Annotated in this window: 27 protein-coding genes; 16 read left to right on the forward strand and 11 right to left on the reverse strand. The window is 42.7% G+C overall.

What is annotated here, in order from left to right; genetic code table 11:
- Positions 1-152: 152 nt before the first annotated feature.
- From opp3b to LCM11_RS11405, 4 genes are read left to right on the forward strand one after another with little or no spacing between them, the layout of a single operon-like run.
- Entirely contained in the window at positions 153-1,079 is a 927-nt protein-coding gene (opp3b, locus tag LCM11_RS11390) for an oligopeptide ABC transporter permease (RefSeq protein ID WP_224894371.1), read from the forward strand.
- A 6-nt stretch (positions 1,080-1,085) separates the two neighbouring features.
- Positions 1,086-2,219 carry an oligopeptide ABC transporter permease gene (opp3C, locus tag LCM11_RS11395; RefSeq protein ID WP_224894372.1) on the forward strand — a complete coding sequence of 378 codons (1,134 nt, stop codon included), beginning with the start codon at positions 1,086-1,088 and terminating at the stop codon, positions 2,217-2,219.
- 15 nt (positions 2,220-2,234) lie between these two features.
- Positions 2,235-3,296 (forward strand): ABC transporter ATP-binding protein, encoded by a 1,062-nt coding sequence (locus LCM11_RS11400; RefSeq protein WP_224894373.1) that lies wholly within the window; start codon positions 2,235-2,237, stop codon positions 3,294-3,296.
- The gene (locus LCM11_RS11405; RefSeq protein ID WP_224894374.1) at positions 3,293-4,231 is read left to right on the forward strand and encodes an ABC transporter ATP-binding protein; all 939 of its coding nucleotides are present in this window, start codon (positions 3,293-3,295) and stop codon (positions 4,229-4,231) included. Before LCM11_RS11400 ends, LCM11_RS11405 begins: the two co-directional genes overlap by 4 nt.
- A gap of 144 nt (positions 4,232-4,375) precedes the next feature.
- On the opposite strand, the gene LCM11_RS11410 is transcribed toward LCM11_RS11405, so the two are convergent.
- A complete protein-coding gene (locus LCM11_RS11410; RefSeq protein ID WP_224894584.1) occupies positions 4,376-4,564 on the reverse strand; it encodes a hypothetical protein in 189 nt (62 codons plus the stop codon).
- Between the two features lie 253 nt (positions 4,565-4,817).
- Between LCM11_RS11410 and LCM11_RS11415 the strand changes: the two genes are divergently transcribed.
- From LCM11_RS11415 to spxA, 3 genes are all read left to right on the forward strand, one after another.
- Complete coding sequence (locus tag LCM11_RS11415; RefSeq protein ID WP_224894375.1) at positions 4,818-6,035, forward strand: putative glycoside hydrolase; 1,218 nt, start codon at positions 4,818-4,820, stop codon at positions 6,033-6,035.
- 146 nt (positions 6,036-6,181) lie between these two features.
- Positions 6,182-6,775 (forward strand): GNAT family N-acetyltransferase, encoded by a 594-nt coding sequence (locus LCM11_RS11420; RefSeq protein ID WP_224894376.1) that lies wholly within the window; start codon positions 6,182-6,184, stop codon positions 6,773-6,775.
- Positions 6,776-7,055: 280 nt separating this feature from the next.
- The gene (gene spxA / locus LCM11_RS11425) at positions 7,056-7,451 is read left to right on the forward strand and encodes a transcriptional regulator SpxA (protein ID WP_224894377.1); all 396 of its coding nucleotides are present in this window, start codon (positions 7,056-7,058) and stop codon (positions 7,449-7,451) included.
- Between the two features lie 46 nt (positions 7,452-7,497).
- Here the strand turns inward: spxA and LCM11_RS11430 are convergent, their stop codons facing one another.
- Complete coding sequence (locus LCM11_RS11430) at positions 7,498-8,160, reverse strand: TerC family protein (RefSeq protein ID WP_224894379.1); 663 nt, start codon at positions 8,158-8,160, stop codon at positions 7,498-7,500.
- A gap of 297 nt (positions 8,161-8,457) precedes the next feature.
- Here LCM11_RS11430 and mecA point away from each other — a divergent pair, with 297 nt between their 5' ends.
- From mecA to pepF, 3 genes are all read left to right on the forward strand, one after another.
- A complete protein-coding gene (mecA, locus tag LCM11_RS11435) occupies positions 8,458-9,159 on the forward strand; it encodes an adaptor protein MecA (RefSeq protein WP_224894380.1) in 702 nt (233 codons plus the stop codon).
- Positions 9,160-9,253: 94 nt separating this feature from the next.
- Positions 9,254-10,399 carry a competence protein CoiA gene (locus LCM11_RS11440; protein ID WP_224894382.1) on the forward strand — a complete coding sequence of 382 codons (1,146 nt, stop codon included), beginning with the start codon at positions 9,254-9,256 and terminating at the stop codon, positions 10,397-10,399.
- A 63-nt stretch (positions 10,400-10,462) separates the two neighbouring features.
- Positions 10,463-12,271: an oligoendopeptidase F gene (pepF, locus tag LCM11_RS11445; protein ID WP_224894384.1), complete on the forward strand. Its 1,809-nt coding sequence runs from the start codon at positions 10,463-10,465 to the stop codon at positions 12,269-12,271.
- Positions 12,272-12,314: 43 nt separating this feature from the next.
- Here the strand turns inward: pepF and LCM11_RS11450 are convergent, their stop codons facing one another.
- From LCM11_RS11450 to LCM11_RS11475, 6 genes are all read right to left on the reverse strand, one after another.
- On the reverse strand, positions 12,315-12,491 hold the full coding sequence (locus tag LCM11_RS11450) for a hypothetical protein (RefSeq protein WP_224894385.1): 177 nt from the start codon (positions 12,489-12,491) through the stop codon (positions 12,315-12,317).
- Between the two features lie 99 nt (positions 12,492-12,590).
- The gene (locus LCM11_RS11455) at positions 12,591-12,803 is read right to left on the reverse strand and encodes a hypothetical protein (protein WP_224894387.1); all 213 of its coding nucleotides are present in this window, start codon (positions 12,801-12,803) and stop codon (positions 12,591-12,593) included.
- Between the two features lie 28 nt (positions 12,804-12,831).
- Positions 12,832-13,644: a hypothetical protein gene (locus LCM11_RS11460; protein WP_224894389.1), complete on the reverse strand. Its 813-nt coding sequence runs from the start codon at positions 13,642-13,644 to the stop codon at positions 12,832-12,834.
- Between the two features lie 190 nt (positions 13,645-13,834).
- Entirely contained in the window at positions 13,835-14,722 is an 888-nt protein-coding gene (locus LCM11_RS11465; RefSeq protein ID WP_318246151.1) for a ClpXP adapter SpxH family protein, read from the reverse strand.
- On the reverse strand, positions 14,719-15,120 hold the full coding sequence (locus tag LCM11_RS11470) for a globin (protein WP_224894390.1): 402 nt from the start codon (positions 15,118-15,120) through the stop codon (positions 14,719-14,721). The genes LCM11_RS11465 and LCM11_RS11470 overlap by 4 nt, the downstream gene beginning before the upstream one ends.
- Positions 15,121-15,174: 54 nt before the next feature.
- The gene (locus LCM11_RS11475) at positions 15,175-15,756 is read right to left on the reverse strand and encodes a CYTH domain-containing protein (protein WP_224894392.1); all 582 of its coding nucleotides are present in this window, start codon (positions 15,754-15,756) and stop codon (positions 15,175-15,177) included.
- Positions 15,757-15,869: 113 nt separating this feature from the next.
- Here LCM11_RS11475 and LCM11_RS11480 point away from each other — a divergent pair, with 113 nt between their 5' ends.
- The 3 genes from LCM11_RS11480 to LCM11_RS11490 are packed head-to-tail and all read left to right on the forward strand — an operon-like array spanning position 15,870 to position 18,232.
- On the forward strand, positions 15,870-16,508 hold the full coding sequence (locus LCM11_RS11480) for a GTP pyrophosphokinase family protein (protein ID WP_224894393.1): 639 nt from the start codon (positions 15,870-15,872) through the stop codon (positions 16,506-16,508).
- Positions 16,509-16,523: 15 nt separating this feature from the next.
- Complete coding sequence (locus LCM11_RS11485) at positions 16,524-17,339, forward strand: NAD kinase (RefSeq protein ID WP_224894394.1); 816 nt, start codon at positions 16,524-16,526, stop codon at positions 17,337-17,339.
- Positions 17,336-18,232, forward strand: a complete 897-nt coding sequence (locus tag LCM11_RS11490) for an RluA family pseudouridine synthase (protein ID WP_224894396.1) — start codon at positions 17,336-17,338, stop codon at positions 18,230-18,232. Before LCM11_RS11485 ends, LCM11_RS11490 begins: the two co-directional genes overlap by 4 nt.
- A gap of 29 nt (positions 18,233-18,261) precedes the next feature.
- Here the strand turns inward: LCM11_RS11490 and prpE are convergent, their stop codons facing one another.
- Both prpE and LCM11_RS11500 read right to left on the reverse strand, forming a co-directional pair.
- On the reverse strand, positions 18,262-18,996 hold the full coding sequence (prpE, locus tag LCM11_RS11495; RefSeq protein WP_224894397.1) for a bis(5'-nucleosyl)-tetraphosphatase PrpE: 735 nt from the start codon (positions 18,994-18,996) through the stop codon (positions 18,262-18,264).
- Between the two features lie 307 nt (positions 18,997-19,303).
- Entirely contained in the window at positions 19,304-20,476 is a 1,173-nt protein-coding gene (locus tag LCM11_RS11500; protein WP_224894398.1) for an FtsW/RodA/SpoVE family cell cycle protein, read from the reverse strand.
- Positions 20,477-20,661: 185 nt separating this feature from the next.
- Here LCM11_RS11500 and mgtE point away from each other — a divergent pair, with 185 nt between their 5' ends.
- The 3 genes from mgtE (at position 20,662) to LCM11_RS11515 (ending at position 24,381) form a co-directional block, all read left to right on the forward strand.
- Positions 20,662-22,026 carry a magnesium transporter gene (gene mgtE / locus LCM11_RS11505; RefSeq protein WP_224894399.1) on the forward strand — a complete coding sequence of 455 codons (1,365 nt, stop codon included), beginning with the start codon at positions 20,662-20,664 and terminating at the stop codon, positions 22,024-22,026.
- Between the two features lie 16 nt (positions 22,027-22,042).
- Positions 22,043-23,893, forward strand: a complete 1,851-nt coding sequence (locus tag LCM11_RS11510) for a monovalent cation:proton antiporter family protein (RefSeq protein WP_224894400.1) — start codon at positions 22,043-22,045, stop codon at positions 23,891-23,893.
- Positions 23,894-24,120: 227 nt separating this feature from the next.
- Complete coding sequence (locus LCM11_RS11515; RefSeq protein WP_224894401.1) at positions 24,121-24,381, forward strand: hypothetical protein; 261 nt, start codon at positions 24,121-24,123, stop codon at positions 24,379-24,381.
- A 244-nt stretch (positions 24,382-24,625) separates the two neighbouring features.
- On the opposite strand, the gene LCM11_RS11520 is transcribed toward LCM11_RS11515, so the two are convergent.
- A complete protein-coding gene (locus LCM11_RS11520; protein ID WP_224894403.1) occupies positions 24,626-25,504 on the reverse strand; it encodes an alpha/beta hydrolase in 879 nt (292 codons plus the stop codon).
- Between the last annotated feature and the right edge of the window lie 91 nt (positions 25,505-25,595).

Genomic DNA, 25,595 nt, shown 5'->3' on the forward strand with positions numbered 1-25,595 from the left:
TATAGGCTAGCTAATAAGGGAGAGAGTATATGTCCAAACAGTTGGCGTATGCTCTCTTTTTCCCTGTAAAGAAAGTATTCTAATTATAGACAACTTTCTGTCTATTCAATAAAATTAAGATAGTAGGTTTTAAATTCACAGGAGGTGTTCATATGACACGTTATATACTTCAACGACTTGGATACATGATTATAACGATGTTCTTGATCGCTACCTTTACGTTCTTCCTGATGAAATTTTTACCAGGTACTCCCCTAAGTGCTGCAGATAAATTATCAGAAGAGCAACAAGCGGTAGTGTTAGAAAAGTACGGATTGGATGATCCAGTACCCGTACAGTACTTCAATTATATAGTTAACCTTACACAGGGTGACTTAGGTATATCTTTCCAGTTTGACAACAGGGAAGTGACCACCATTATTTTGGAGCGTATCGGACCTTCGATGACCATAGGAGTTCAAGCTATGATCGTAGGTACTATTTTAGGGATGCTCCTCGGATTAGTGTCAGCGATTTATCATAATGGATTTTTGGATTATGGTTCGACATTCATAGCCGTACTCGGAAAATCCATACCATCATTCGTATTTGCAGGGATTCTGCAATACTACGTTGGCGTTAAATTAGGCTGGTTCCCGGTTGCCTTGTGGGGAACGTGGCAGCACACAATCATGCCAACAATCGCCCTTGCGATATTCCCGCTCGCCATTGCCGCCCGTTTTATGAGAACCGAGATGCTTGAGGTATTAGGATCTGATTATATTACAACGGCTCGTGCAAAAGGGGTTAACAAATTCGGCGTTGTTTTCAAACATGGTCTGCGAAATGCTTTAATTCCATTGGTTACGGTACTGGGACCGCTAGCAATCGGTTTAGTGACGGGAACACTTGTAATTGAAAACATTTTTGCCGTACCTGGGATTGGTGAACAGTTCGTTAAAGCGATTAACACAAATGACTTTCCGATTATTATGGGTACCACGTTACTAATCGCGTTCCTTTTCATTTTCATCATCCTTGTCATTGATCTCCTTTATGGAGTTATTGATCCTAGAATCCGACTGGCTGAAGGAGAGTAGTAACTTATGGATAACCACAAACCATCGAAAGAATTATTTGTACCCGTAGAACGACAGGAAAATGAAGGTGAAAAAATAGCCAGACCGAGTCTTTCTTTCTGGCAGGACTCATTCATGAGACTGCGGAAAAACGTAGGCGCTATGATTGGTCTTGCGACATTGATTATCTTAATTCTTATGGCTATTTTTGGTCCTTATATGAACCAATACGGAGAATTCGAGCAGGACCTTGGCCGGGCTAAAATGCCTCCAAAAGTTGAAGGTCTTGGCTGGCTCGGGATGGATGGGACCCTATCCGCAACGATGTCAGGTGCAACAGTAGAGCAGGCAACGACTAATGCGAATATGCGATTTAATAATGATGAAGAATTTATTAAAACATCCGTTGTGAGTGACGGTTCAAATGGAGAACCTGCTCAGGTTAAAGCGGTATATGATGTGTATGCAGCAAAAGATATGAATGATCAGTCATTCTGGTTCGGTACAGATGGACTTGGACGTGACTTATGGACACGTACCTGGAAAGGTACTCGTATTTCCTTGTACATTGCGTTATTAGCTGCAGCTATTGATATGGTCATTGGTGTAGCTTATGGAGGAATTTCTGCTTATTACGGAGGCCGTGTCGATAACTACATGCAGCGTATTATCGAAATTCTTATGGGTATTCCGAACCTGGTCGTGGTCATTCTCATGATCCTGATTCTCGAACCCGGAATAATATCGATCACCATTGCCTTGACGATAACCGGCTGGATATCGATGGCCCGGATTGTCCGAGGACAAATTCTGAAGCTGAAAAACCAGGAATTCGTATTGGCATCAAGAACCCTTGGTGCACCGGACAACCGTATATTGAGAAAGCATTTAGTGCCTAACGTAACAGGCTTAATTGTTATTAATACCATGTTTACGATTCCAAGTGCCATATTCTTCGAGGCTTTCTTGAGCTTTATCGGACTAGGACTGCCTACTCCAATTGCCTCATTAGGTACATTAATCGATGATGGATTTAAGTCTCTGCAAATTTATCCGCATATTTTATTGTTCCCGGCAATTGTAATCTCTCTAATCATGATTGCCTTTAATGTCTTAGCAGACGGTCTTCGTGATGCATTTGATCCGAAGATGCGTGAATAGGAGGTAGGTGTAACAATGGAAAAACTACTAGAAGTAAATAACATGCATGTATCCTTTGACACCTACGGCGGTGAAGTCAAAGCTGTACGTGGGGTTAGTTTCGATCTTAATAAAGGAGAAACTCTGGCTATCGTAGGTGAGTCAGGTTCTGGTAAATCAGTCACAACGAAAGCTCTGATGCAGCTGATCCCTAAACCGCCTGGCCGAATTAAAGAAGGCGAGATCCTTTTTGAAGGCAGAGATTTAACAAAGATGAGTGAAAAGCAGATGCAGAAGATCCGTGGTAAGGAAATGGCTATGATTTTCCAGGATCCGATGACTTCCTTGAATCCTACGATGAAAGTAGGAAACCAGATCATGGAAGGGTTGATCAAGCACCAGAAAATGGACCGCGCACAGGCACGCAAGCGCGTCGTTGAACTATTGGACCTTGTAGGGATTCCTGATCCTGAAAGCCGATTAAAGCAATACCCTCACCAGTTTTCTGGTGGAATGAGGCAGCGTGTCGTTGTCGCTATAGCACTTGCTTGTAATCCTAAATTGTTGATCGCCGATGAGCCAACCACGGCCCTGGACGTAACCATTCAGGCTCAAATCCTTGAGCTCATGAAGGATATTCAAAAGAAAACGGATTCAGCTACGATCTTTATTACGCATGACCTCGGAGTAGTAGCCAATGTGGCGGATCGTGTAGCAGTTATGTATGCAGGGAAGATTGTTGAAATTGGAACTGTAGATGATATATTCTACAATCCAAAACATCCTTATACGTGGGGATTACTCGGCTCTATGCCGTCTCTGGACAGTGCCGACGAAGAATTATATGCCATTCCTGGTTCTCCTCCTGATCTATTGGATCCTCCAAAAGGAGATGCGTTTGCCCCTCGTAATGAGTACGCGATGCAGATTGATCTGGAGCAAGAGCCTCCGATGTTTAAAGTTTCTGAGACTCATTATGCAGCTACATGGTTGTTGCATGAGAATGCGCCTAACATGGAGCCGCCTGCATCGATTAAGAAACGTATGGAGGGGATGGCTAAATCATCCTCAAGCAATGAGAAAGGTGATCGCATATGAGTCAAGAGAAGCTGGTAGAGATTAAAAACCTAAAACAACATTTCAAGACCGGCCGCCACAGCGTGGTTAAAGCTGTAGATGGCTTGAACTTTGATATCTTTAAAGGGGAAACATTTGGTCTTGTTGGGGAGTCCGGCTGTGGAAAATCAACAACAGGACGTACCATCATTCGTCTTTATGATGCTACAGATGGAGAAGTTATCTTTAATGGTGAAAATGTTCACGGTAAGAAAAATCGTGAAGATTTGAAAAAGTTTAACCGTGAAATGCAAATGATTTTCCAGGATCCTTATGCTTCTTTAAATCCTCGTATGAAGGTAGAGGATATTATTGCAGAAGGTATGGATATCCACGGTCTTGCCAAAGACGATAAAGAGCGAAAAGCTAAAGTTCATGAACTTTTGGAAACAGTTGGTTTGAACAAAGAACATGCGAACCGCTACCCTCACGAGTTTAGTGGCGGGCAGCGTCAGCGTATAGGAATCGCCCGTGCGCTGGCTGTAGATCCAAGCTTTATCATTGCGGATGAGCCGATTTCTGCGCTGGACGTATCTATTCAAGCGCAGGTTGTTAACCTGTTGAAAAAACTCCAGCATGAAAAAGGACTGACGTATTTATTCATTGCTCACGATTTGTCCATGGTTAAATATATCAGTGATCGCATTGGAGTAATGTATTTCGGGAAATTGGTGGAAGTTGCCGATTCAGATGATCTGTATAATCACCCGATTCATCCTTATACTCAATCGTTATTGTCAGCTATTCCGCTGCCTGACCCTGACTATGAACGTTCCCGTGAACGTTTTACGTATAATCCGAATAATCACGACACGAGTGAAGAGCCGGAATTTCGTGAAGTACGTCCAGGCCACTGGGTGCTTTGTACGACGAAGGAGTTCGACTTCTACAAAAAAGAACATGCCACTACTAAATAGTATGTGTTTAAAAGAGATCTTGCCTTTCAAAGGACAAGATCTCTTTTTTTAATGACTCTATCTGATCAAATTAATGGAAACACACCGTAAATGGATGCATACCCTCTGTTATTTGTAATAGATTAAAGGTTGGCACGTGTTTCTTTAATCTTTCATGGAACCTGCTTCTCTGGCTGTCATGGCCCCTATGCCATTACGTAAATCCTCTTGAATTTCTTGTTTTACTTTTTCGGGGTCAGTCCTGGAAGAGGCTGCATCCATTCCTGAATGCGGTTTCCCTTTTCTTAAAGGTGCACCCTTAGTTCCTGTTACCCCTGTTTGGTTATTGATCATAACCACTCACCTCCATAGCTATAGGCTTAACATATAGCTAAAAATTAATTAGGTGAATAAAATATTACAAATAAGAGAGCGAACCTCAACTAATTATTTTTAGAAATTTCTACTCTATAATAGTTAAGAAAGAAGACGATATAAGAAAGAGAGGTGAATTTTACTTACATAAATTTCAATTTAGGGCTATTCTTAGCAACTAACCTCTTATATAATGAATAGTGACAAAAAATTTAAATAGGAGCAGGATGAAATGGGGAAAAATCGGAAATGGTTGTTCATCGTTGCTAGTCTTTTACTGATTTCTTGTGCTGTACCACTACATAATGTTAATGCCGCAGATGAAGAAAAGAAAGAAATCTCTATGCTTACGAAGAAAGAACTTGGTTTGAAGAAGCTGGATACCTCAGAGCCAGCTGCACGCTTTGTTTATAATTCAGGGTTCAAGTTCGAATATCCTGATGCTGTAAGAGGGATCTATGTAACTGGTCCTTCAGCGGGCGGGCAGAAAATGAGTGAATTGACCAAACTGGTAGAGAATTCGGACTTAAATGCCATGGTAATCGATATTAAAGAAGACCATGGAAACATTACGTTTCAACCGGAAAAAGGCTCGCCGTACGCAGACATTGCCGAACCATTTATCGATAATCCCAAAAAAATGCTGAAAACATTGGAGGAGAAAGGGATTTACCCTATAGCCCGTGTGGTGGTATTTAAGGATTCAATGCTTGCTAAAGAAAGACCCGACCTGTCTTATACAAAGAATGGCAAAGTATGGGTGAATGGACGGGGAGAAGCTTTTGTTAATCCATTTTTAAAAGAAGTATGGGAATACAATCTGGACATAGCGAAGCAGGCAGCTGAAATGGGCTTTCAGGAAATCCAGTTTGATTATGTCCGCTTTCCAGAGGGATTCGGAAATCGTGACAGCGTGCTGGAATATGACCAGGGTGAATATGCTGACCTGGAAATGGAAGAAGTGCAGAAACGTGTGAAAGCTGTAACCGATTTTGTGGCTTTTGCTAACGAAGAATTATCTCGTTATGACGTGGATGTGTCTGTAGACATCTTCGGATATTCTGCTACGATTCCGGAAGCTCCAAATATTGGTCAGAATTTCTCGAAAATCTCTGAAAATGTAGATGTTATATCATCGATGATTTATCCAAGTCACTGGGGGCCATATTTTGGCATAACCAAACCGGATACCGAACCTTATCGTGTGATCGACGAATACGCTAAAGTAGAGAACGAGGTCCTGAGTAAACTGGAGAATAAACCAACTTCCCGCCCATGGCTGCAGGATTTTGAAGCTCCCTGGCTTTATTCAGGAGCTACTAAGCAGTACGGTAAGGCTGAAGTAGAAGCCCAAATTAAAGCTCTGGAAGAAAACGGGATCCATGAATATCTCTTATGGAACGCCACCAATAATTACACACCAAATGTTGATTATACTCCTATGAATTAATAATAAGGAAGAGTGCTGGACGCCGGCACTCTTCGTTTATTTTTAAAGGAAGCAGGGAAGGTTACTAAATGGAGGACTTCTACGGATTTAACAATAATCACAAACTTCTGTATAATGAAGGTAATTAATGAAAAGGGAGTAGATCAATGAATTGGTATGAAAAGCTGAACAAATATTTTCCAGTAGAGGAAATGAAGTCAAAAGAACATATGGAAGCATTGCTCAAAGAAAAAAGCGACGTTTACTATAAGGATGAAAGTGATAAACACGTCTTAATGTATGCAGAATTCGATTCTTTCATTTTTATTGATTATGTATACGTTTCCACAGCTGCTCGCGGCCAGGGACTTGGGCATAAACTTATTGAGAAAATGAAATCCAAAAACAAACCAATCATTCTGGAAGTAGAGCCGGTGGATTATGATGAGACGGATTCCGAAAAACGTCTTCGTTTTTATCAGAGAGAAGGCTTCAAGCACGCTCAGTCGATTGGATACACGAGGCGCTCCCTCGCTACGAATGAAGTCAATCAGATGGAGATTCTTTATTGGTCCCCTGAAGGTGCTTCGGAAGAAGAGATTTATGAACAAATGAAACGTATGTACACGGAAGTTCATACCTATAGAGATGAAGATTTCTACGGTAAATCCTATCAGCATGTAGATGAAGTTCTTCAGATAGATGAAAATCGTGGAACTGATGATATTTTAGACGAGCTGGATAAGTCTAAAAATTCTTAGGTTTCATTACCCACCAATAAACAGGTGGGTTTTTTCAATAAATGTTCACAATTGAAAAAAACTCTTATTTTTTATTGAATTGTGGTTTAAGGTAACGCTTGTAGTGGTACATATTACTTCAGGATGAAATTAGACGTCTCAAGGTTTGTTTCGATTCATATAGACATATGAAACAGTTGACAGATGTGTTATAGTTAAAGTAGGTCAGATTATAAAGATTGTAATTTAATAAGCAGTTCAAATTTTTACCATAATAATATTTGAGGAGTGAAGTTTCTGTATGGTCACACTTTATACCTCACCAAGTTGTACATCATGCCGTAAAGCAAAGGCTTGGCTTGAAGAGCACAATATCGCTTATACGGAGAGGAACATCTTTTCCGAACCCCTTACTCTAGATGAGATTAAGCAGATCCTTAGAATGACGGAAGATGGAACTGAAGAGATTATCTCTACACGTTCTAAAGTATTCCAAAAGCTGAAGGTTGATTTTGATCAACTGCCGATGCAGGATTTATTTGATCTTATTCAGGAAAACCCTGGTTTACTTCGCCGCCCGATCATCATTGATGACAAGCGTCTGCAAGTAGGATATAACGAAGATGAAATTCGTCGCTTCCTTCCGCGAAGTGTACGTACGTTCCAATTAAAAGAAGCACAGAAGTTAGTTAATTAAATAAACGTCAAAACTGTGGTCCCGAGGGTCACAGTTTTTGTTTTAATTATGTCCTTTCTTTTCGTTTATTCACAGAATAACCTGTAAAAGTAACGGCTATTACAGCAAGGACAGGCATCCAGGCTTTTACATCAGGATAGTCCATTAAGAGGTAAGAAACGGAATGATCCTCGATAATCATTTCGGCTGCTGTATAAGCGAGTAATCCAGCTCCAAAGTAAATGAGAAGGGGAAACTTGTCCATAAGCAGGAGTATGAATCGACTTCCCCAGATGATAATAGGCACGGAAATTAATAATCCGAAGACCACAAGTACAATATTGTTATGCGAAGCTCCGGCAATAGCTAATACATTGTCAAAGCCCATGACAATATCTGCCAGTACAATGGTTTTTACGGCGGTCATTAAGTTATCGCCGGCTTTAATATCCTGGCTGTCATCGCTATCTGTTAATAATTGCATGGCAATGTAAAAAAGAAACAGTCCACCGACTAATTGAAGATAGGGAATTTGGAGAAGATAAAGAGCAACAGCTGTAAGTAAGATACGAGCTGCGATAGCAAGACCTGTCCCAAGAAAGATGGCCTTATTCCTCTGGTGCTTAGGAAGGTTTCGGCTGGCAAGGGCAATGACAATGGCGTTGTCACCGCCTAAGATGATATCAATACTGATAATGATTAAAATTGGTTCAAGCATGTCCCAGTTCATAATAAATCCTCCCGCTTGTAGTGACAAAGCATTCAGAATAAGCTAAAATGATAACCCAACAGAAACAATAAATGGATCTATAAAAAAAGATATTCATTTTGGGTATGGTTATATGCTGAATTGAAGCAATTTGTTTTCCATTTGCCTTACACTGTCATACAATAGAATTAATCAATCCTTCATTCTACACATTTTGAAGGTTGAGGCTTTAACCTAACGGGTAAGGTTTAATAAGCATTAAAAAAGGGTGAGTATTCCCTTCCCCCTTAATACTTGTTAAGAAGGGAGAGAAATTTCATGGAAATAGAACGTATTAATGAAAACACGGTTAAGTTTTACGTCACTTACCAGGATGTAGAACAGCGTGGGTTCGACAGAGAAGAAATTTGGTATAACCGGGAACGAAGCGAACAGCTTTTCTGGGAAATGATGGATGAAGTAAATGATCAGGAGAACTTCCAGGCTGATGGTCCTTTGTGGATTCAAGTTCAAGCCATGGATAAAGGTCTAGAAGTGATCGTTACAAAAGCACAAGTCTCCCAGGATGGTCAAAAACTTGAACTCCCTAGTGACGATGAAAATGCTATTGATGTACCGGTTGATGAAAAACTGGAATCTTTGCTTGACGATAAATTTAGTAAATCTGATCAAAACGATCAGAATGAAGAGCAGGACACTGAGGATGAGGACCACAAGGATGAACCGTTGACATTTACATTGAAATTTAATGATTTTGAAGACGTCATTCAACTCAGCCACTACATGTCTGTTGAGAATTCCATGGATCAGCGTCTTTTCCATTTCGAAGACAACTATTATTTATATATTCAGTTCATTGATGAAAATATGAGTGATGAAGAACAGGAAAATATGTTGAGCCAAGTAATGGAATTCGGACATGAGTCACCTGTAACGATTTATCGTTTAGAGGAATATGGTAAGACCATATTCGATGAACAAGCTTTGACCAGGGTCAAAGAATATTTTCCAGCTCATTAACGTTTACAAGCACACCCTTACAAGTGTGCTTATTTTTTTGTACATAAAGGAAAAATGTGGATGGATGTCGAATAGAAGAGGAGGAGGTGAAGGATTGTTTTACGCCGAGGATTCCTCAGGAAATCTACACTCATTATTGCATTTAACCCCTCAAGAACTGCATGTGCTACACACTAGCTCCTACTATTGTCCTTATTGTAAAGATACTCTGTTCATTCGATCAGGACCAAAAGTAAAACCGCACTTTGCGCATTATCCGAAGAGTGAGTGTGCTGCCAACCGAGGAGAGAGCGAAGCGCATGAACAAGGAAAATGGGCTCTGTATGAGTGGCTGGTCCGTCACAACTACGACGTTAAATTAGAATACCCGTTACGTGGACCTGGTCAGCGTCCTGATGTATTTGTAACCATTGGTGCTAAACGAGTAGCCATTGAATATCAATGTGCCAGACTCTCTAAAGACGAAATTCAGCGGCGGACGAGGCAGTACAAAGAACATGGTATTTTCCCACTATGGATTCTCGGAAGTCATCTCTTGAAACAATCGTCTCCAGGTACGATCCACATGACCGAATTTCTTCGGAACTTTCTCTATTCCTTTCATCATCACTATTCCCTCTACTTTTTTAACTCCAAAACCCAGTGCTTAACGATTGCTTCCAACTTAAGAAGCGTCAGCCAGCGGAAAACTCTAGCAGATCTGCGCTCTTATTCGCTCTCAACCATCCAATTCTCTCATCTGTTTCAAATCCCTGATTCATCCTTTTTGCATGACTTGCTGCCCATGTGGGAAAAACTATTATATAAGCAACGGACCGTTTACAATCCACACGTCAGTAAAGGAGTGCAGGCATTTCGGGATGATGTGTACAGAAGAGGGGTTCACGTTTCATTGCTTCCTACACTTGCTTTCCTGCCCTCTAAGGGAGAGCTTGCTGGTGCAGGGCCTTCCTATGTGTGGCAGACGAAGTTCCTGTTTGATCATTTCATAGAACTGGAAATAGGAGCTCCCGTGTTTTTCCCTGAACAGGCTGTTCCTCCCACTATTAATGGATATCAGCCGGATTTAATGAAAGAATATGCCTATCTGCTTGAAGCTCTCGGTTACATCAAGAAATCCGCGAAAAAGGGATGGGTTAAGACAAAACAGGTTATCTTTCATCAACATATGCAGAATGCACTCGAAGACGATCGAAAGACGGTCGCCGCATTAAAAAAACTGGAAAGAATTAATATTTAAGAAGGGATTCACACCTGAATCGAGAATTGGTTAGGGTGACGAACTATCTGAAGGAGGATCATGATGGCAGCAACTAAACAATTACCAAAAAGAGAAGAGGTACCTGTAGAAAAAACGTGGGACCTTGAAGCTATTTTTGCTACAGACGAAGAATGGTATAAAGAGCTGAAAGAAGCAGAAGAACTTCTGCCTGAACTGGATCAATACCGGGGGAAAATTGGTGAATCTGCTGAACAGCTTTATAATCTACTTGATTTTCAAGATAAAATTTCTAATAAAATAGGCCTGCTATTTACTTACGCCCATATGCGCAAAGATCAGGATACAACAAATTCCCATTACCAGGAAATGAATGCCAAAGCGGAAAGTCTATATACGAAGATCGCTTCGGCAATGAGCTTCATTGTGCCGGAAATCTTAGCTCTTCCGGAAGGGAAAATTAAAGGATTTATTAAGGAATATGAACCACTCAAATTGTATGAGCATACGCTGGATGAAATTACGCGCCAAAAAGAACATGTTCTTAGTGAAAAGGAAGAAAAACTGCTCGCTGGTTTCTCTGAGATAGGAGCCAATCCATCGCAGACATTTGGAGCTTTAAATAATGCGGATCTTACTTTTCCAACGATTAAGAATGAAGAAGGGGAAGAAGTAGATCTTACTCACGGACGTTATGTCGGTTTTCTAAAATCCGATGATCGCGAAGTAAGAAAATCAGCTTTTGAAGCGATGTATGATACGTTTGGTTCTTTCAAAAATACCTTTGCTTCAACATTAAGCGGTCATGTGAAGAAAAATAATTTTAATGCTCAAGTGAGAAATTATGAGCGCGCACGTGAAGCTAAATTAAACAATAATAATATTCCGGAAACGGTTTATGATAATTTAATTGAAGCTGTTAATGAACGGCTGCCACTGCTTCATCGCTATATCGAACTTAGAAAAGAAGTTCTCGGATTAGATGCAGTTCATATGTACGACATCTACACGCCGCTCGTTAAAGACGCGGAAATGAAAGTATCTTATGAGGAGGCAAAAGACCTGGTTCTGAAAGGTCTCGAGCCGCTCGGGGAGGAATATGTCAATACCGTAAAGGAAGGCTTTGAGAACCGCTGGATTGACGTTGAGGAGAACAAAGGGAAGCGAAGCGGGGCTTATTCCTCAGGTCACTATGGCACAAATCCTTATATTTTAATGAACTGGCAGGATAATGTGAACAATTTATTTACACTTGCACATGAATTGGGGCATTCCCTGCACAGCTACTACACCCATGCGAACCAGCCGTACCGTTACGGGAATTACTCCATTTTCGTGGCTGAAGTGGCTTCCACATGTAATGAGGCATTATTAAATGATTACATGTTGAAAAATACGAAAAGTGAGAAAGAACAGCTTTATTTACTAAATAACTTCCTGGAAGGTTTCCGCGGCACTGTATTCAGACAAACGATGTTTGCTGAATTTGAACACGAGATTCATATGCAGGCTCAAAACGGTGAAGCCTTGACAGCGGATAAGCTGACAGAGATCTATTACGACCTGAATAAGAAATATTTTGGAGACAACATTGTGATTGATGATCATATCGGTCTGGAATGGGCCCGTATTCCTCACTTCTATATGGGGTATTATGTGTATCAATACGCTACTGGCTACGCGGCAGCTACGGCGCTTGCAGATCAGATCCTTTCTGAAGGCGACACAGCAGTTGAACGCTATAAGAGTTTCCTTAAAGCAGGAAGCAGCGACTATCCGATTGAAGTGCTAAAACAGGCAGGGGTGGACATGACTTCTAAAGATCCGATTTTGTCCGCGCTTGATGTATTTGAAGAAAAGCTGAATGAAATGGAAGAACTGCTTAAAAAATAAGCATATAAAAGACCCGCGTGATCCTTACTGGCACGCGGGTTTTCTAATGAAATCCTTTAAAAGTTTTTCTGTGATAAATAAAGGAGATGCACAGATAGATGGAAATAAATAGAAGGGGGGAGGTAATGTATAAAGGATATAATCGCATTAAGCCGAACAAGTGAAAACTCCCCAACAATAAAATAACCAGGCAGCAGGCGATGATTTTCCAAACTTTCATAGCTCTTCCTCCTTTGATTATATGTATGACACCTCTTAGCCTGTCTATGCTTATCAGCCATATTTTACGGGAAAGAAAAAACCTTAGATCAACAGAGATCTAAGGATGGTTGGATGGATTCTCAGGATCTACACGGTCCTTTTTTCTTAACTCCATCATTAAGGCAATAAAGCTGATAAAACCGCCGATTGCAAACAAGTAAGAAAATATAGAATGATTAAAAACGGGGTCACCTGTAAGTAAACTGTTAACGCCCCAGAAACACACGATAAGGTTTCCAATTAAACCGACGCCAATTCTTATTTTATTCATATTTCTCTCCTCCCTCTTGCACTGTACCTTATCCATTTAAAGAACGGTTTATAAATAGAAAGCTGACGACAGCAAGCAGCAGCTGTTTGTTTTTCCATGAGAGCTCGTTCGACAATTCTACGATATCGTTATCCACGTCTCGAAACAACTCCGTATATTCATGAGGGAAGCGTCCATTATAAAAATGCGCCCAACGGTGCCCTTCTTCATCCGATAAGGAAAAATCACCAGTAGTACCTGAGGCTTTTACGGAAAGAACACGCTGCTCGTCCTCGTCCATTATTTCACCCTTCACTTGAAAAAGACTTTTAAATTCTTCTTGTATGTAAGTACCTGCATGATGTCCTTCTTGATTGAAAATCGTAACCTTTGTCTCTTTAAAACCGTTTCGTGTGAAGGAAAAGAGCTTATCCCCGTCCTTTGTATAAAAGCTGTATGTACTCGGAGCGAGTGATAAAAAAGATTTACGGTAGAAGACAAGCGGATACAGCCACCAGGGGAGCTTCTCCGTCTTCAACATTCCAAAATAGGCGCCATTCTTCTCGAAGGCCAACAGCCGTGGGAGTTTCCCTGAATCGGCTTTCCATACGACGTGATCGGCCTCAAGCAGTGAACCAGACGATTCGGGAATAGATAAGTCTTTAACCTTATTATATTTATGACGGCTCGAGGCAGCTATCATAACCATAAAAATAACAGGGACAAGGAGGACGGCTGCTTCCAGCCATTCTTGACTGGTCTCCGGGCGATTTAATAATAAATACCCTGCCATAACCAGTATAAGCACTCCGGTAAGGGAGTAGGCCAGTTTTTCTCTTCTTTTGTACATGTCAGCAATCATTGTTAATCCTTCTTTCTGGCCCAAACGCCCACTGTCATCTACATTACGTTTATCTCTCATAAAAGTTTCAAAGGATTATGGAGGTAAGAACAGGTGCAGGCATGAGGGCGGTGCATGTGCTCATAAAAAAACGATACCGAAATCGTTAGACAGCTATCTAACCATTTCGGTACCGTTTCAAAAATGTTTATTATGTGCCGAGATATTCCCAGAAGGCCCCGTGTTTTACAGGGACTTCACGCGCTTTTTGTTTCAGCACTAATTTTTTCATTTCTTTTTTAGCCTGTTGTTCTGTCCAGTCGTAGACGACCGCAACTTCTTTGTTCGCTACAAATCGGTAGTAGTGCAAAAAGTCTTCCAGAGAAGGTTTGATGGCAGGGGTTGGATCCTTTTGCAGCATCTCCTTCAGAACTTTTACATACACATCATAGGAATACATACCGGTTATTTTCAGTCCGGCATCTTCTTCCGATTCATTGAAAAGAACAATGGTCGGCGTTGATTCTACTTCCATTTCGTGTGTCAATTTTAAGTCGCAGTTCAAGGCGTTGCGAGCGGTATCTGAATGAAGATCTCTTTTGAACTCTTCTACGTCCAGACGGCTCTTACTGGCGCATTCAATTAATACATCTTCATCCGATATGTTTTGTTTTTCCAGGAAAACATACTCCTGAATTTTTCTGAGAAACCGCATACCTGCTTTTTTGCCTTGCAGCTCGGCTGCTTTTACAGCAAGAGAAGCCGCATAAGGGGAGGAAACCGGATTCTCAATCCAAACATCACCATCACAGCACATGCCGGTGCGGGAAGTGGTGCTGTCCCACGCTTTTTTCAGGTTTTCAGGTTTCTTCACTTTGTTCTGCTGAAAGGAAGTCAACTTCCCGCTTATAATGGGACGGATAGTAAAGAAGCGGCCGTACTCGATAGTGAGTTTTTTTAAGAATGGTTCAAGTGACCAGCATTCAGGACAGAGCGGATCGATAAACACATAGATTTCTATGGGCCGCTTTAATAAATTGAAAAAACCGCTGGCTGTTCCTTGTGTATCGTTATTGCTGCTCAAGCTTTTCCAACTCACTTCGATTCTCCTTTCTCCTCTTCTGGTGTGTTCATCATGTGGTTCGCGGTCATCGTTAGCCGTTCGAAAATAGCGGACCGGTAAGGTTCTTCAATAGAAACCTCGTTTAAAGCGCCTGACATACAAGACAGCCAGGCGTCTCTACGGGTGGGTGTAATCTCAAAAGGCAGATGTCTGGCTCTCAGCATCGGGTGACCGTGCTCTTCGATGTAAAGAGGAGGGCCGCCGAAGAACTGAGTCAAAAACTGTTTCTGCTTCCGCGCCGTTTCTGTTAGATCCTCCGGAAAGATCGGAATTAAATCCGGGTGACGGCTTACTCGGCTGTAAAATGCTTCGACGAGCTCTGATATTTTTTCTTCACCAAGCGCCTCATAAATCGTTCCAGGTCGCTGTACCATAAAATCCCTTCCTGTCTGTTAATCCATTTTAGCAATGGGCGTGTTCTACGGCAACTATTCTGATTCTTGCCGGGCTTTATAAAAGCGTTTGATCTTATTATCTGTTTCCCTTTCAGGAATATTGCATTGATTTAAAATTTGGGAAAAAACGTTTTTTCCTTGTTCTTTCGACTTAGCTTCCAGTTCCAGCTCAAAATCCTCCTGATCATAATAGAGACTGTGATCGAGGACAAGAAGGGTATCCTTGTACTCGATTTCCTTTCTTCTTGTGGTCAGGGAACCAAGGAATTTCAAGTCGTCTAAAGAAACGCCAAGCTCATCCAGCTGTTTTCCAACATTTGGTTTCTCCACCATGCGGTTTTGAATCCATAAATCTGCCTCGTGTTCAGACAGTGAGTCATGGGTTTCAAGCAGTCCTTCTGGATGAGGCTGTTTCAGGGTCAGCGTCCATTGATCATTTTTCTTCCTGATGCGGAGAGCAGCCCCTAGACTGCGAAGCTTTAAATCATCTGATTCAAAATAATAATTGGTTTGCTCCATGAATTCAACTGATTCGAATGGGTATAATTGGTGGACTCGATCGTACTCATCCTTTGTGAGCAAGTTCTTATATTCAATTTCGATTTCCTGGGACAATTTAGAATGCCTCCTTTATCATTTCTGATGTGACTTAACTTTATGATACAATGAATGCATGAGAAAACGCACATATTTACTATACAGATTGGATACATAAAGGTGGGCGCAAGATGAATTGGGATATATTTATAGCACCTTATGGACAAGTAGTTGACGAACTAAAAGTTAAATTAAAGGGAATGCGCCAGCAGTTTGAATATGAGATGGAGCAGTCCCCGATTGAATTTGTCACAGGGCGCGTAAAACCAAGATCAAGTATCATTGAAAAAGCCAGGAGAAAAGCCATTAATCCTGAAAACATTGAAAAAGAGTTACAGGATATTGCGGGTGTGCGTGTCGTCTGTCAATTTGTAGATGACATTTATGCTGTCGTAAACATGCTGAAAAACCGTCACGACTTTAAGATCGTTGAAGAGAAGGATTACATCTCCCGCAAAAAAGAGAGCGGTTACAGGTCCTACCACGTAATCATTGAGTATCCAGTCGAAACCATCCATGGAGAAAAGATTGTGTTAGCAGAAATTCAAATCCGTACACTGGCTATGAATTTCTGGGCGACCAACGAACACTCCTTAAATTATAAATATGCTGGTAAAATACCAACTGAAATTAAAAGCCGGTTAAAAAGAGCCGGAGAAGCAGCCTTCCGTCTGGATGAAGAAATGTCCAAGATTAAAAGTGAAATCCAGGAAGCACAGAAAGTATTTTTGCGTAAAGAAGATCAGAAAAACCATACTAAAAAGAAGTAGAGGAGTGGGCAGCAGATGAAATTCTCGATCCTTTCTAAAGGCGACCAGAAATCGAATGAAATCCGATCCAAAATCAAAAATTATTTAACTGAATTTCAGTTGGAATACAATGAGGACGAACCTGATCTTGCTATCTCTGTAGGAGGAGACGGCACCTTATTAGAGGCCTTTCACACCTATGTTCACCGCCTTGATCAAACAGCCTTTATCGGGATTCATACCGGCCACTTAGGCTTCTATGCCGACTGGATGCCGGAAGAACTGGAAAAGCTGATCATTGAAATCGCGCGGACGCCTTTTCAGGTGGTGGAGTACCCGCTTCTTGAAGTGACCATCCGCCCGAAAGACGGGGAAGAGGAAGATCGATATCTGGCATTAAATGAATGTACCATTAAAACTTCAGAAGGTTCGGTCGTTTTTGATATCGAAATTAAAGGCGATCATTTTGAAACCTTCCGCGGAGACGGACTTTGCATTTCTACACCATCCGGCAGTACAGCTTATAACAAAGCGCTCGGCGGTGCGATTCTCCATCCTTCTCTGGAAGCGATTCAGATCGCCGAGATGGCTTCCATTAACAACCGTGTGTTCCGTACCATCGGTTCTCCACTAATTTTGCCAAGCCATCATACCTGCTTATTAAAGCCGTTGAACGACCGAAGTTTCCTGATTACGATGGATCATATTACCCGCACATATAAAGACGTGAAATCAATTCAGTGCCGTGTGGCGACTGAAAAAGTCCGTTTTGCCCGCTTCCGTCCGTTTCCTTTCTGGAGACGTGTCCACGACTCCTTCGTATCCGATGAGTATTCAAATTCGAAAGATTGAGTACGGTTACCAAAAGCTGGCGCGTGCCGCCTGAGGCATCAAGTCAGACAGTGAGGGATTTCCTGCAAAAGCGGGCCGGTTTCTCCCGTCAGCTCATCAAACGAGTGAAAGCGGCGGGATCCATTTCTGTCAATCACCAGCCTGCTTCTCTCAAACTGAAAGTGGAGTCGGAGGCAGTGGTTACCGTTTATTTTCCGGAGGAAGTACGCGGTGAGAGGATGACTCCTGAAGAAGGAGCCCTCATAATCCGCTATGAGGACGAAGATGTGATCGTTATTGATAAACCATCTTCAGTACCGGTCGTTCCATCTTCCCACCATGAAGGTTCTTCCATTGCAACCCGGCTTCTTCATCATTACGAGAAGCAAGGACTTTCCAATACTGTTCATATTGTCACAAGGCTGGACCGGGAGACGTCAGGACTTATGCTTGCCGCGAAGCACGCTTACAGTCACCGGTTGCTTACGCTTGAGAAAAGCAGGCTCGATCGCTTTTATACGGCCCTGGTAAAAGGAAAGCTCAAAGAGAAGGAAGGCGTTATTGAAACGCCGATTGCCCGGAAACCAGGCTCTATTGTGGAACGGACCACTTGTGAAGATGGAAAACCATCCAGGACGTTATACAAGGTTCTGGAAAGCTATGCACAGCATACGCTCGTCAGACTGAAGCTTGAGACCGGGCGGACTCATCAGATCCGAGTCCATATGGCTTCCATTGGTCATCCCCTCGTAGGGGACACTTTATACGGGGAGACAGAAGATCTACCCTGGAGCGGCCAGGCTCTTCATTGCCATGAGCTTGCCTTCGCCCATCCCTGGACAGGCGAGCATATGTCTTTTACCTCGGGCATTCCTGAAGAGTGGAATCGTTATGTCAGGACAGCTGAATACTAAAAAATCAGACTCGCCCGGAGTCTGATTTTTTAGTATCTGAATTTCTCTTCCACGAGCGGCATGGAGGAAGGAACACTAACGAGTTCTTCTTCCGGCAGGCGAAACGCCGTTAGTTGGCCTCCAAATACGCAGCCCGTATCAATGTTGACGGTTTTATTAACGAAGCGGGGTTCGCGCACTGGCGTGTGTCCGTAAACGACCCACAAGTCGCCATCATAATGCTGCGCCCAGTCTCTTCGTACAGGACGTCCGTCCGGTAGCTTTTCTCCTGTAATATCGCCATACAATACGAAGGTTTTGACCTTTTTATTATTTTTTCCGATATCTTCTCTGCGAATACCAGCATGGGCGATGACAGCGTCCGCTTCTTCCAGCACGTGATAAAGAGGTGATTCTTCTACCAGTGTCATAAACTGCTTTCGAACCTTCTTTTGTTCACGTGTGGATAAGCTTCGGTATTCTTCTGCTGTGGTTTCTAAACCGTGTGTTTCTTCTACAGGGTTGCCGAGGAAAAACCGGTACAGTTTATTGCAGTGGTTGCCGGGCACATAGAGCGCTGTTTTTTCTTCTAATACTAACTGGCAGACAAACCGAATGCACTCCACTGAAGCAGGACCGCGGTCCGTAATGTCACCAACAAAGACCGGAGTGCGTCCATCAGGGTGATAAGGAATTCCGTTTTTCCATTCGTAGCCAAGTTCCGTAAATAGCTGCTTTAATTCATCAAGGCAGCCATGAACGTCACCAATTACATCAATTTTCATCATCATTCTCCTTCCAATAAGTTAATAAAATTAAGATGGCTCTTAAAATGAAGATAAATTCGCTCAAAATGCCATAGTAAGCTAAAGGACCGGATTTTGTAAGGCTCGTCTTCGAGATAATTTAGGCCCGTTGCTCATATAGAGAGGGCCTCCCACTCAAAAATTGTCTCGAAACTGAATCTACAAGTAATGGGAGCTTTTCTGAAATAAATCCTTACTGAGAATTACAGAGTTTGTGTACATCGGCTTAGAATAATTAAAAAAAGGCGGGAAGTCTTTTACAAAGCTTCTCCACCTTTAGTGAGTGTTATTCAAACATATAAGATCTTGTACGGGATTTGACGTTCAGCACGAGGCCGATTGCGAGCATATAAGCAAGCGTCGAGCTTCCACCGTAACTTAGAAAGGGAAGGGGAAGTCCTGTGATCGGAAGCAGCTGAATGGACATGCCGATATTTTGAAAGACTTGAAACGCGATCATTCCTACGACACCGACAATCAAATAACTTCCAAACGCATCGTTACTTTCTAGAGCGATTTGAATCATCCGGTAGACCAGAAGGAAAAACAGCGTGACGACAATACTTGAACCTACGAACCCAAACTGTTCGGATATTGCTGTGAAGATCATATCGGTATGGCGTTCGGGCACCATCACTTCAAAGTTGCCCGGACCTTTTCCGGTCAGCTGTCCGGAGCCGATCGCTGTGATGGCTTTAATTAGCTGGAGGCCGGCGCCCAGCTCGTACTTTTCAGGCTGAAGCCACCCATAGAAGCGGGAGTCCACGTGGGCAAATACGGATTCCTCAAAGAACGTGGTAACCTTTGTGATATTAAATAGGAACGTGGTCGCAACAGCAGCAATAACGACTAGTACAGATGAGACGATCGAAAGCAGAATTCTCCATTGAATACCGGATACTAAAATCATAAATGTGGTAATGGATACTAACACAAGGAATGTACCCAAGTCCGGCTGCACGGCAATAAGTCCCATCGGAACTACAGAAAGAAGCATCAGCTTTCCTAGCAGCATAAGATCCGTCTTTACAGTTTTCATCCGGGTTTTTTCATTATGTTTAACAATCACATGAGCAAGCGTTATGACAAGGAAAACCTTCATAAATTCAGAGGGCTGGATGGTACCGATGCCAGGTAATTTAAACCAGCTCCACGCTCCGCCTGAATAGTGAACGAGTCCCGGTGGAAATTTAAAGAAAAGCATAAGCAAGGCCGTAAGACCAAATCCGTACAGCCCCCATACGAGTTGATGAAGGCGGTCATAATCCAGAATCATAGCCACGCCTGCGACTATGCTTCCAAGTATGTACCAGACAATTTGTTTCATATAAGAACCCTGATCTCCAGCGCCTAAGTAAGGATCTACGGTGTAAAGGGTATAGCAGCTGATGATTCCAAAGGCCAGGACAATGAATATAATGGTAAAATCAATCGGTGAAGTTTGCTGATTATCATTCATGAATGTTCCCTTTCTATCAAGCAATCTGTTAAACTACGGTTATAATTGTAAGTGTACATGATTCTTCCAATAATTTTAAGTCAACTTTAGGATTTAATGAAAAGAAAATACTTTCGTTGACAAACGCCCAGTAGGCAATTAAGATTAAACGGTCAAAAACGAACAGAACGTCAAGGAGGGGAGCTATGGAACACTTAGATGACCAGGAGCGCCAAGAGGTTTGGGATACGATAAAGGATGCGCTTTTTAATGATTACATTGACCAATTCCGCGCCGAGTTTCTAGAACTCCACCCTTATGATCAGGCCATGATTTTCGAGGGATTAGATGTTGATGTTCGTATGCAGATCTATACGTATCTATCTCCCGAAGAAGTAGCCGATTTCATGGAGCATATTGATTATGAGGAAATCGAGCCGTTTTTCTCTGAAATGGATCCCAGATTTGCGGCACAAGTATTCGCAGAAATGTCTACAGATGATGCGGTAGATATTTTTAATGAACTGGATAAAGACAAAGTGGCAAGCTTCCTGACCATTATGGATAAGGAAGCGGCCCAGGAAATAAAAGATTTGCTGCACTACGAAGAGAAAACCGCGGGCTCTATTATGACCACGGAGTTCGTCATCGTGGAGGCCGGCATGTCGATCAGGGAAGCGATGCTTCATTTAAGAAAAGAAGCCCCTGATGCTGAAACGATTTATTACACCTATGTCATTGACGAAGACAAGCGTCTGGTTGGGGTTATATCGCTTCGTGATTTAATTATCTCAGAAGACGACTGGCTTATATCAGACGTCATGAATGAGCGTGTGGTGTCTGTTTCTGTAGCGGAAGACCAGGAAGAGGTCGCGCGAATGGTAAGAGATTATGATTTTCTTGCCCTTCCCGTTGTTGATTTTCAGAATCACCTGCTCGGCATTATTACGGTCGATGATATTATGGACGTTATGGAAGAAGAAGCAAGCGATGACTATTCCAAGCTTGCCGGTATTTCCGATGTAGACAGTCCTGATGAAAATGCTTTTGATTCAGCTAAAAAAAGGCTGCCCTGGCTGGTTATTCTGCTGTTTTTGGGCAGTATAACGGCAAGCCTGATCGGCCGCTTTGAAGAAACGCTTGATAAAGTTGCGATTCTTGCGATCTTCATTCCGCTTATTGCCGGAATGGCCGGGAATACAGGGACACAGGCTCTCGCGGTTGCTGTTCGCGGTATCGCAACAGGCGAAATTGATAAACAGGGTAAGACGAAGATGATGCTGCGGGAAGCTGGAACCGGAGTGATCACCGGAATTTCCTGCGGAGTTCTCATTACACTTGTCGTTTATTTCTGGCAGGGGAACTTCTTTTTAGGCTTACTCGTCGGACTTTCCATTTTATCGACGTTGATTGTAGCCACCCTGGCTGGTTCACTCGTACCTCTCATCATGCATCGATTTAATATCGATCCTGCTGTTGCATCAGGACCATTCATCACGACCATCAATGACATCATTTCCATACTGATTTATTTCGGTATGGCGACAGCATTTATGAATTTACTCATCTAGTGGAAGGAGGGCGAGTATGGAACATGGAGCTTCAGTAACTTCCTTAGTTATTGTCATACTAGCTGCATTTATCACTCCCATCTTATTGCATCGTTTTAAACTGAACATGATTCCCGTCGTAGTCGCTGAGATTATCGTCGGATTAATTATAGGAAAAAGTGGTTTCGATATTGTGGAACAGGGAAGCTGGCTCGAGATTTTATCAACGCTCGGGTTTATCTTTCTTATGTTTCTTAGTGGTCTCGAAATTGACTTCTCCATTTTTGCCAGAAGGAAGAAAAGGGCTAAGCCCGAAAATAAAGGGACAGGAGCTCCAAACCCGGTCATCGTGGCTTTAATCGTGTTCGCCGGGATATTCGCCATCTCCCTTGGTTTGTCCTATCTATTTGTACTGGCTGGATTTATCGACAATGCTTTCTTAATGACGCTGATCATATCAACCGTATCGCTTGGAGTTGTGGTACCGACACTTAAGGATGCGCAGATGATGAAAACCACGATTGGCCAGACGATCCTTCTGGTGGCGGTTATTGCTGATTTGGCAACCATGATCCTGCTGGCCGTTTTTGTATCCCTATATGGAGAGAGCCACGGTAATACATGGCTGCTGCTCATCTTATTTGCGGTCGGGGTACTGCTTTACTTCGTCGGCAAGCAGTTCCGCCATCAATCCTTTGTGGAAACAATGGCTAAAGGTACTATCCAAATCGATACGCGTGCCGTATTCACGTTGATTATCCTGCTCGTAGCGTTATCCGAAACGGTAGGCGCCGAGAATATTCTAGGTGCGTTCCTGGCGGGTACTCTCGTTTCTCTCTTATCTCCGAACCAGGAGATGGTGAAGAAATTAGACAGCTTTGGCTACGGATTTCTGATACCGATCTTCTTCGTGATGGTCGGTGTAGATCTTGATGTCTGGAGTCTGTTTACCGATAACCGCGTGGTCATTCTCATTCCATTATTATTCGTAGCGCTGCTCGTATCGAAGATCGTGCCGGCTCTGATTTTGAAAAAGTGGTATGATACGCGGACAGTACTGAGTACAGGATTTATTCTGACTTCTACGCTATCGCTCGTGATTGCAGCTGCAACAATCGGGGAGAGAGAAGGCATGATTGATGCCCAGATGGAAGGAGCACTGATATTAGTTGCAGTGCTTACCTGCCTGGTTGCTCCGATTGTATTTAAGAAGATTTATGGTAAGTTTGAGGATGAACACCATAAAACGATAGTGTCCTTTATCGGGTCCAACCGCATGACGATGCCAGTCGTTCGCGAACTTGACATCAATTCATACGAGACCCACTTGTATCATACAAAAGTAGATAAGATTGATGATAAAATCAGCCGTTCCTGCTTCGATATTAAGGAGCTTGATGGCTATAACGTAGAAGCCATGAAAGCATATGGCGTATTTGAGGTTGATCTGCTTGTTGCTTCTACAGGAGATGAAGAGAAGAACGCGGAAATCGCGCGCTTTGCGAAAGAAGAAGGAGTGGAACGGGTTATTGCCCGTGTGGAATCTCCCCAATTGACGGCCGAGCTTAAAGAGCTTAAGGTCAGCGTATTCTCGGTATTCTTATCTTCCAAAGCGCTTCTGAAAGCAATGATTGAAGCACCGAACGTGGTTGATATCATTACAAAACAGGAAAGTGCACTCTACCAGATCAATATGAACAACTCCACGTATAACGGAGTGTATCTCCGTGAATTTCCGTTTACGGGAGACGTGATTATGGTCCGTATTTTCCGTGGCAAAGATTCCATTGTACCGCATGGGGACACGGAGCTTAAACTGGGCGACCGTCTCATTGTGACGGGTTCAAGTGAGTATGTAGATGAATTGAAAATGGACCTTGAATATTAAATCATGAAGATCTCCTTTCGTTGAGAAAGGGGGTCTTTTTTAGTGTGTGATTTTGTCTGATATTGAGCCGTGAGGAAGCGTGATTGGACCATGAGAGCCGGATTGACGCTGCAACGGAACGTGTGGAATAGAAGCCTTCCAGCTGAAATTGGAAATTCATTTTTGTGAAACGCCTCTCCTACTATACCGTAGATGTACTAGGGAGTTTAGAACGGAGGAGGAGAAAGATGAGCGTACTTGTTGACCTGATCATGTTACTGTTGGAGCTTTCCTTTTTGAAAGTTACGAAAGAAGATATTGAAGGAAATCTAAGGGAACTGAAAAGACATTCGTGGTTTCAGGACTACCTCTCGGATGAATCGAAGCGCCAGCAAATCATCTATGATGCCAAAGTACGCCGCGTGATCGGAAGGTTATCGAAAAAGAAATTAAGAAATGTCTCGTATCAGGCATATTGCCAGAAGAAAATAGACCGTGTCCTTCGATAGAGGATGCACACTGAGTGAGCGCGTCTGACCTTTGAAACGGGAGGTATATGTTAGGCTTGACGAAATACGAAGTTTTTCTTATTTCGATAGAAGAGGACGTGGGGTAGAATATGAGAAAGAGTCTTAATGAACAGATAAAGCTGCCGGGTGCACGTTTGGGAGTGTCCCTGGCAGCTTTTGTATTGATTATTTGAATATTGACGTAGTTGTTGCTCTTTTAAAAGTAATGCAAGCAGACTCAACCTTATTTCTGAATGGTTTTTCGGATTTCATCTTCGATTATAGCCCACGCTTCCCGGGCTTTTAACTCGGGACCTAAATGAGTGAAGGCGTGATAGCAGTCTTCAAATACTTCATGTCTTACGGGCACGCCGGCGTTTCTTAATTTGGCAGCGTATGTGTCAGCTTCCAGGGAGAAAGCGTCATATTCCGCTGCAATTATAAGGGCCGGGGCCAGCTTATCTGTATGAGGAGCTAAGACCGGTGAAGCAAGGTGATGTTCCGCCTGATTTCTCTCCGGTACATAGCACAAGTTAAGAAAATGGGCAGCCTGAGGGAAACGCGCGCGACCGGGATCGCCTTCTGGTTTTTCAGCATGGGGCGTAACGAAGTCAAGCATGGGACAGATCAGCACCTGGAGGAGGGGCTGAGGTTCGTTCCGCTCCTTCAGCAAGAGACAGAGCGCTGCCATAATATTTCCACCTGAACTTTGGCCGCCGACCATGATTTTTTCTGGATCAATTCTAAGGTCTTCAGCATGATCTTTAATCCAGTGCAGCAGCTGATAGGACTGCTCTAAAGGTCCCGGGAAAGGATATTCCGGTGCTTTGGCATAGTCCACATTTATTACGACGCAGCCCGTATGGTTCGCGATCTGACGGCAGTATGGATCATCCATCTCTTTTGAATTCATAATGAAGGCCCCGCCATGCAGATTAATGTAGACAGGCAGATTATTTTCGGTTGCTCCTTTTGGATAATAGCAGGATATATATGTATCTTTCACATCCGTTTCAACGAGAATATCCTTTTTTTCCTGAACGGGCTGTATAGGAACCATAGGTGTATTCAGAGATTGATCTGAAAAGAAACGGAGTGTATTGGCTATAATAGTTTTATACATCATGAACCCCCTGTTTTTAAAATGCTTATACCCGGGTGAAAAGAAAGATAATCGTCTTCACAAGGTATACAGCCGATCGTGCTGATTCACG

This window comes from Halobacillus halophilus (assembly GCF_020171985.1).
Classification (GTDB): domain Bacteria; phylum Bacillota; class Bacilli; order Bacillales; family Halobacillaceae; genus Halobacillus; species Halobacillus halophilus_A.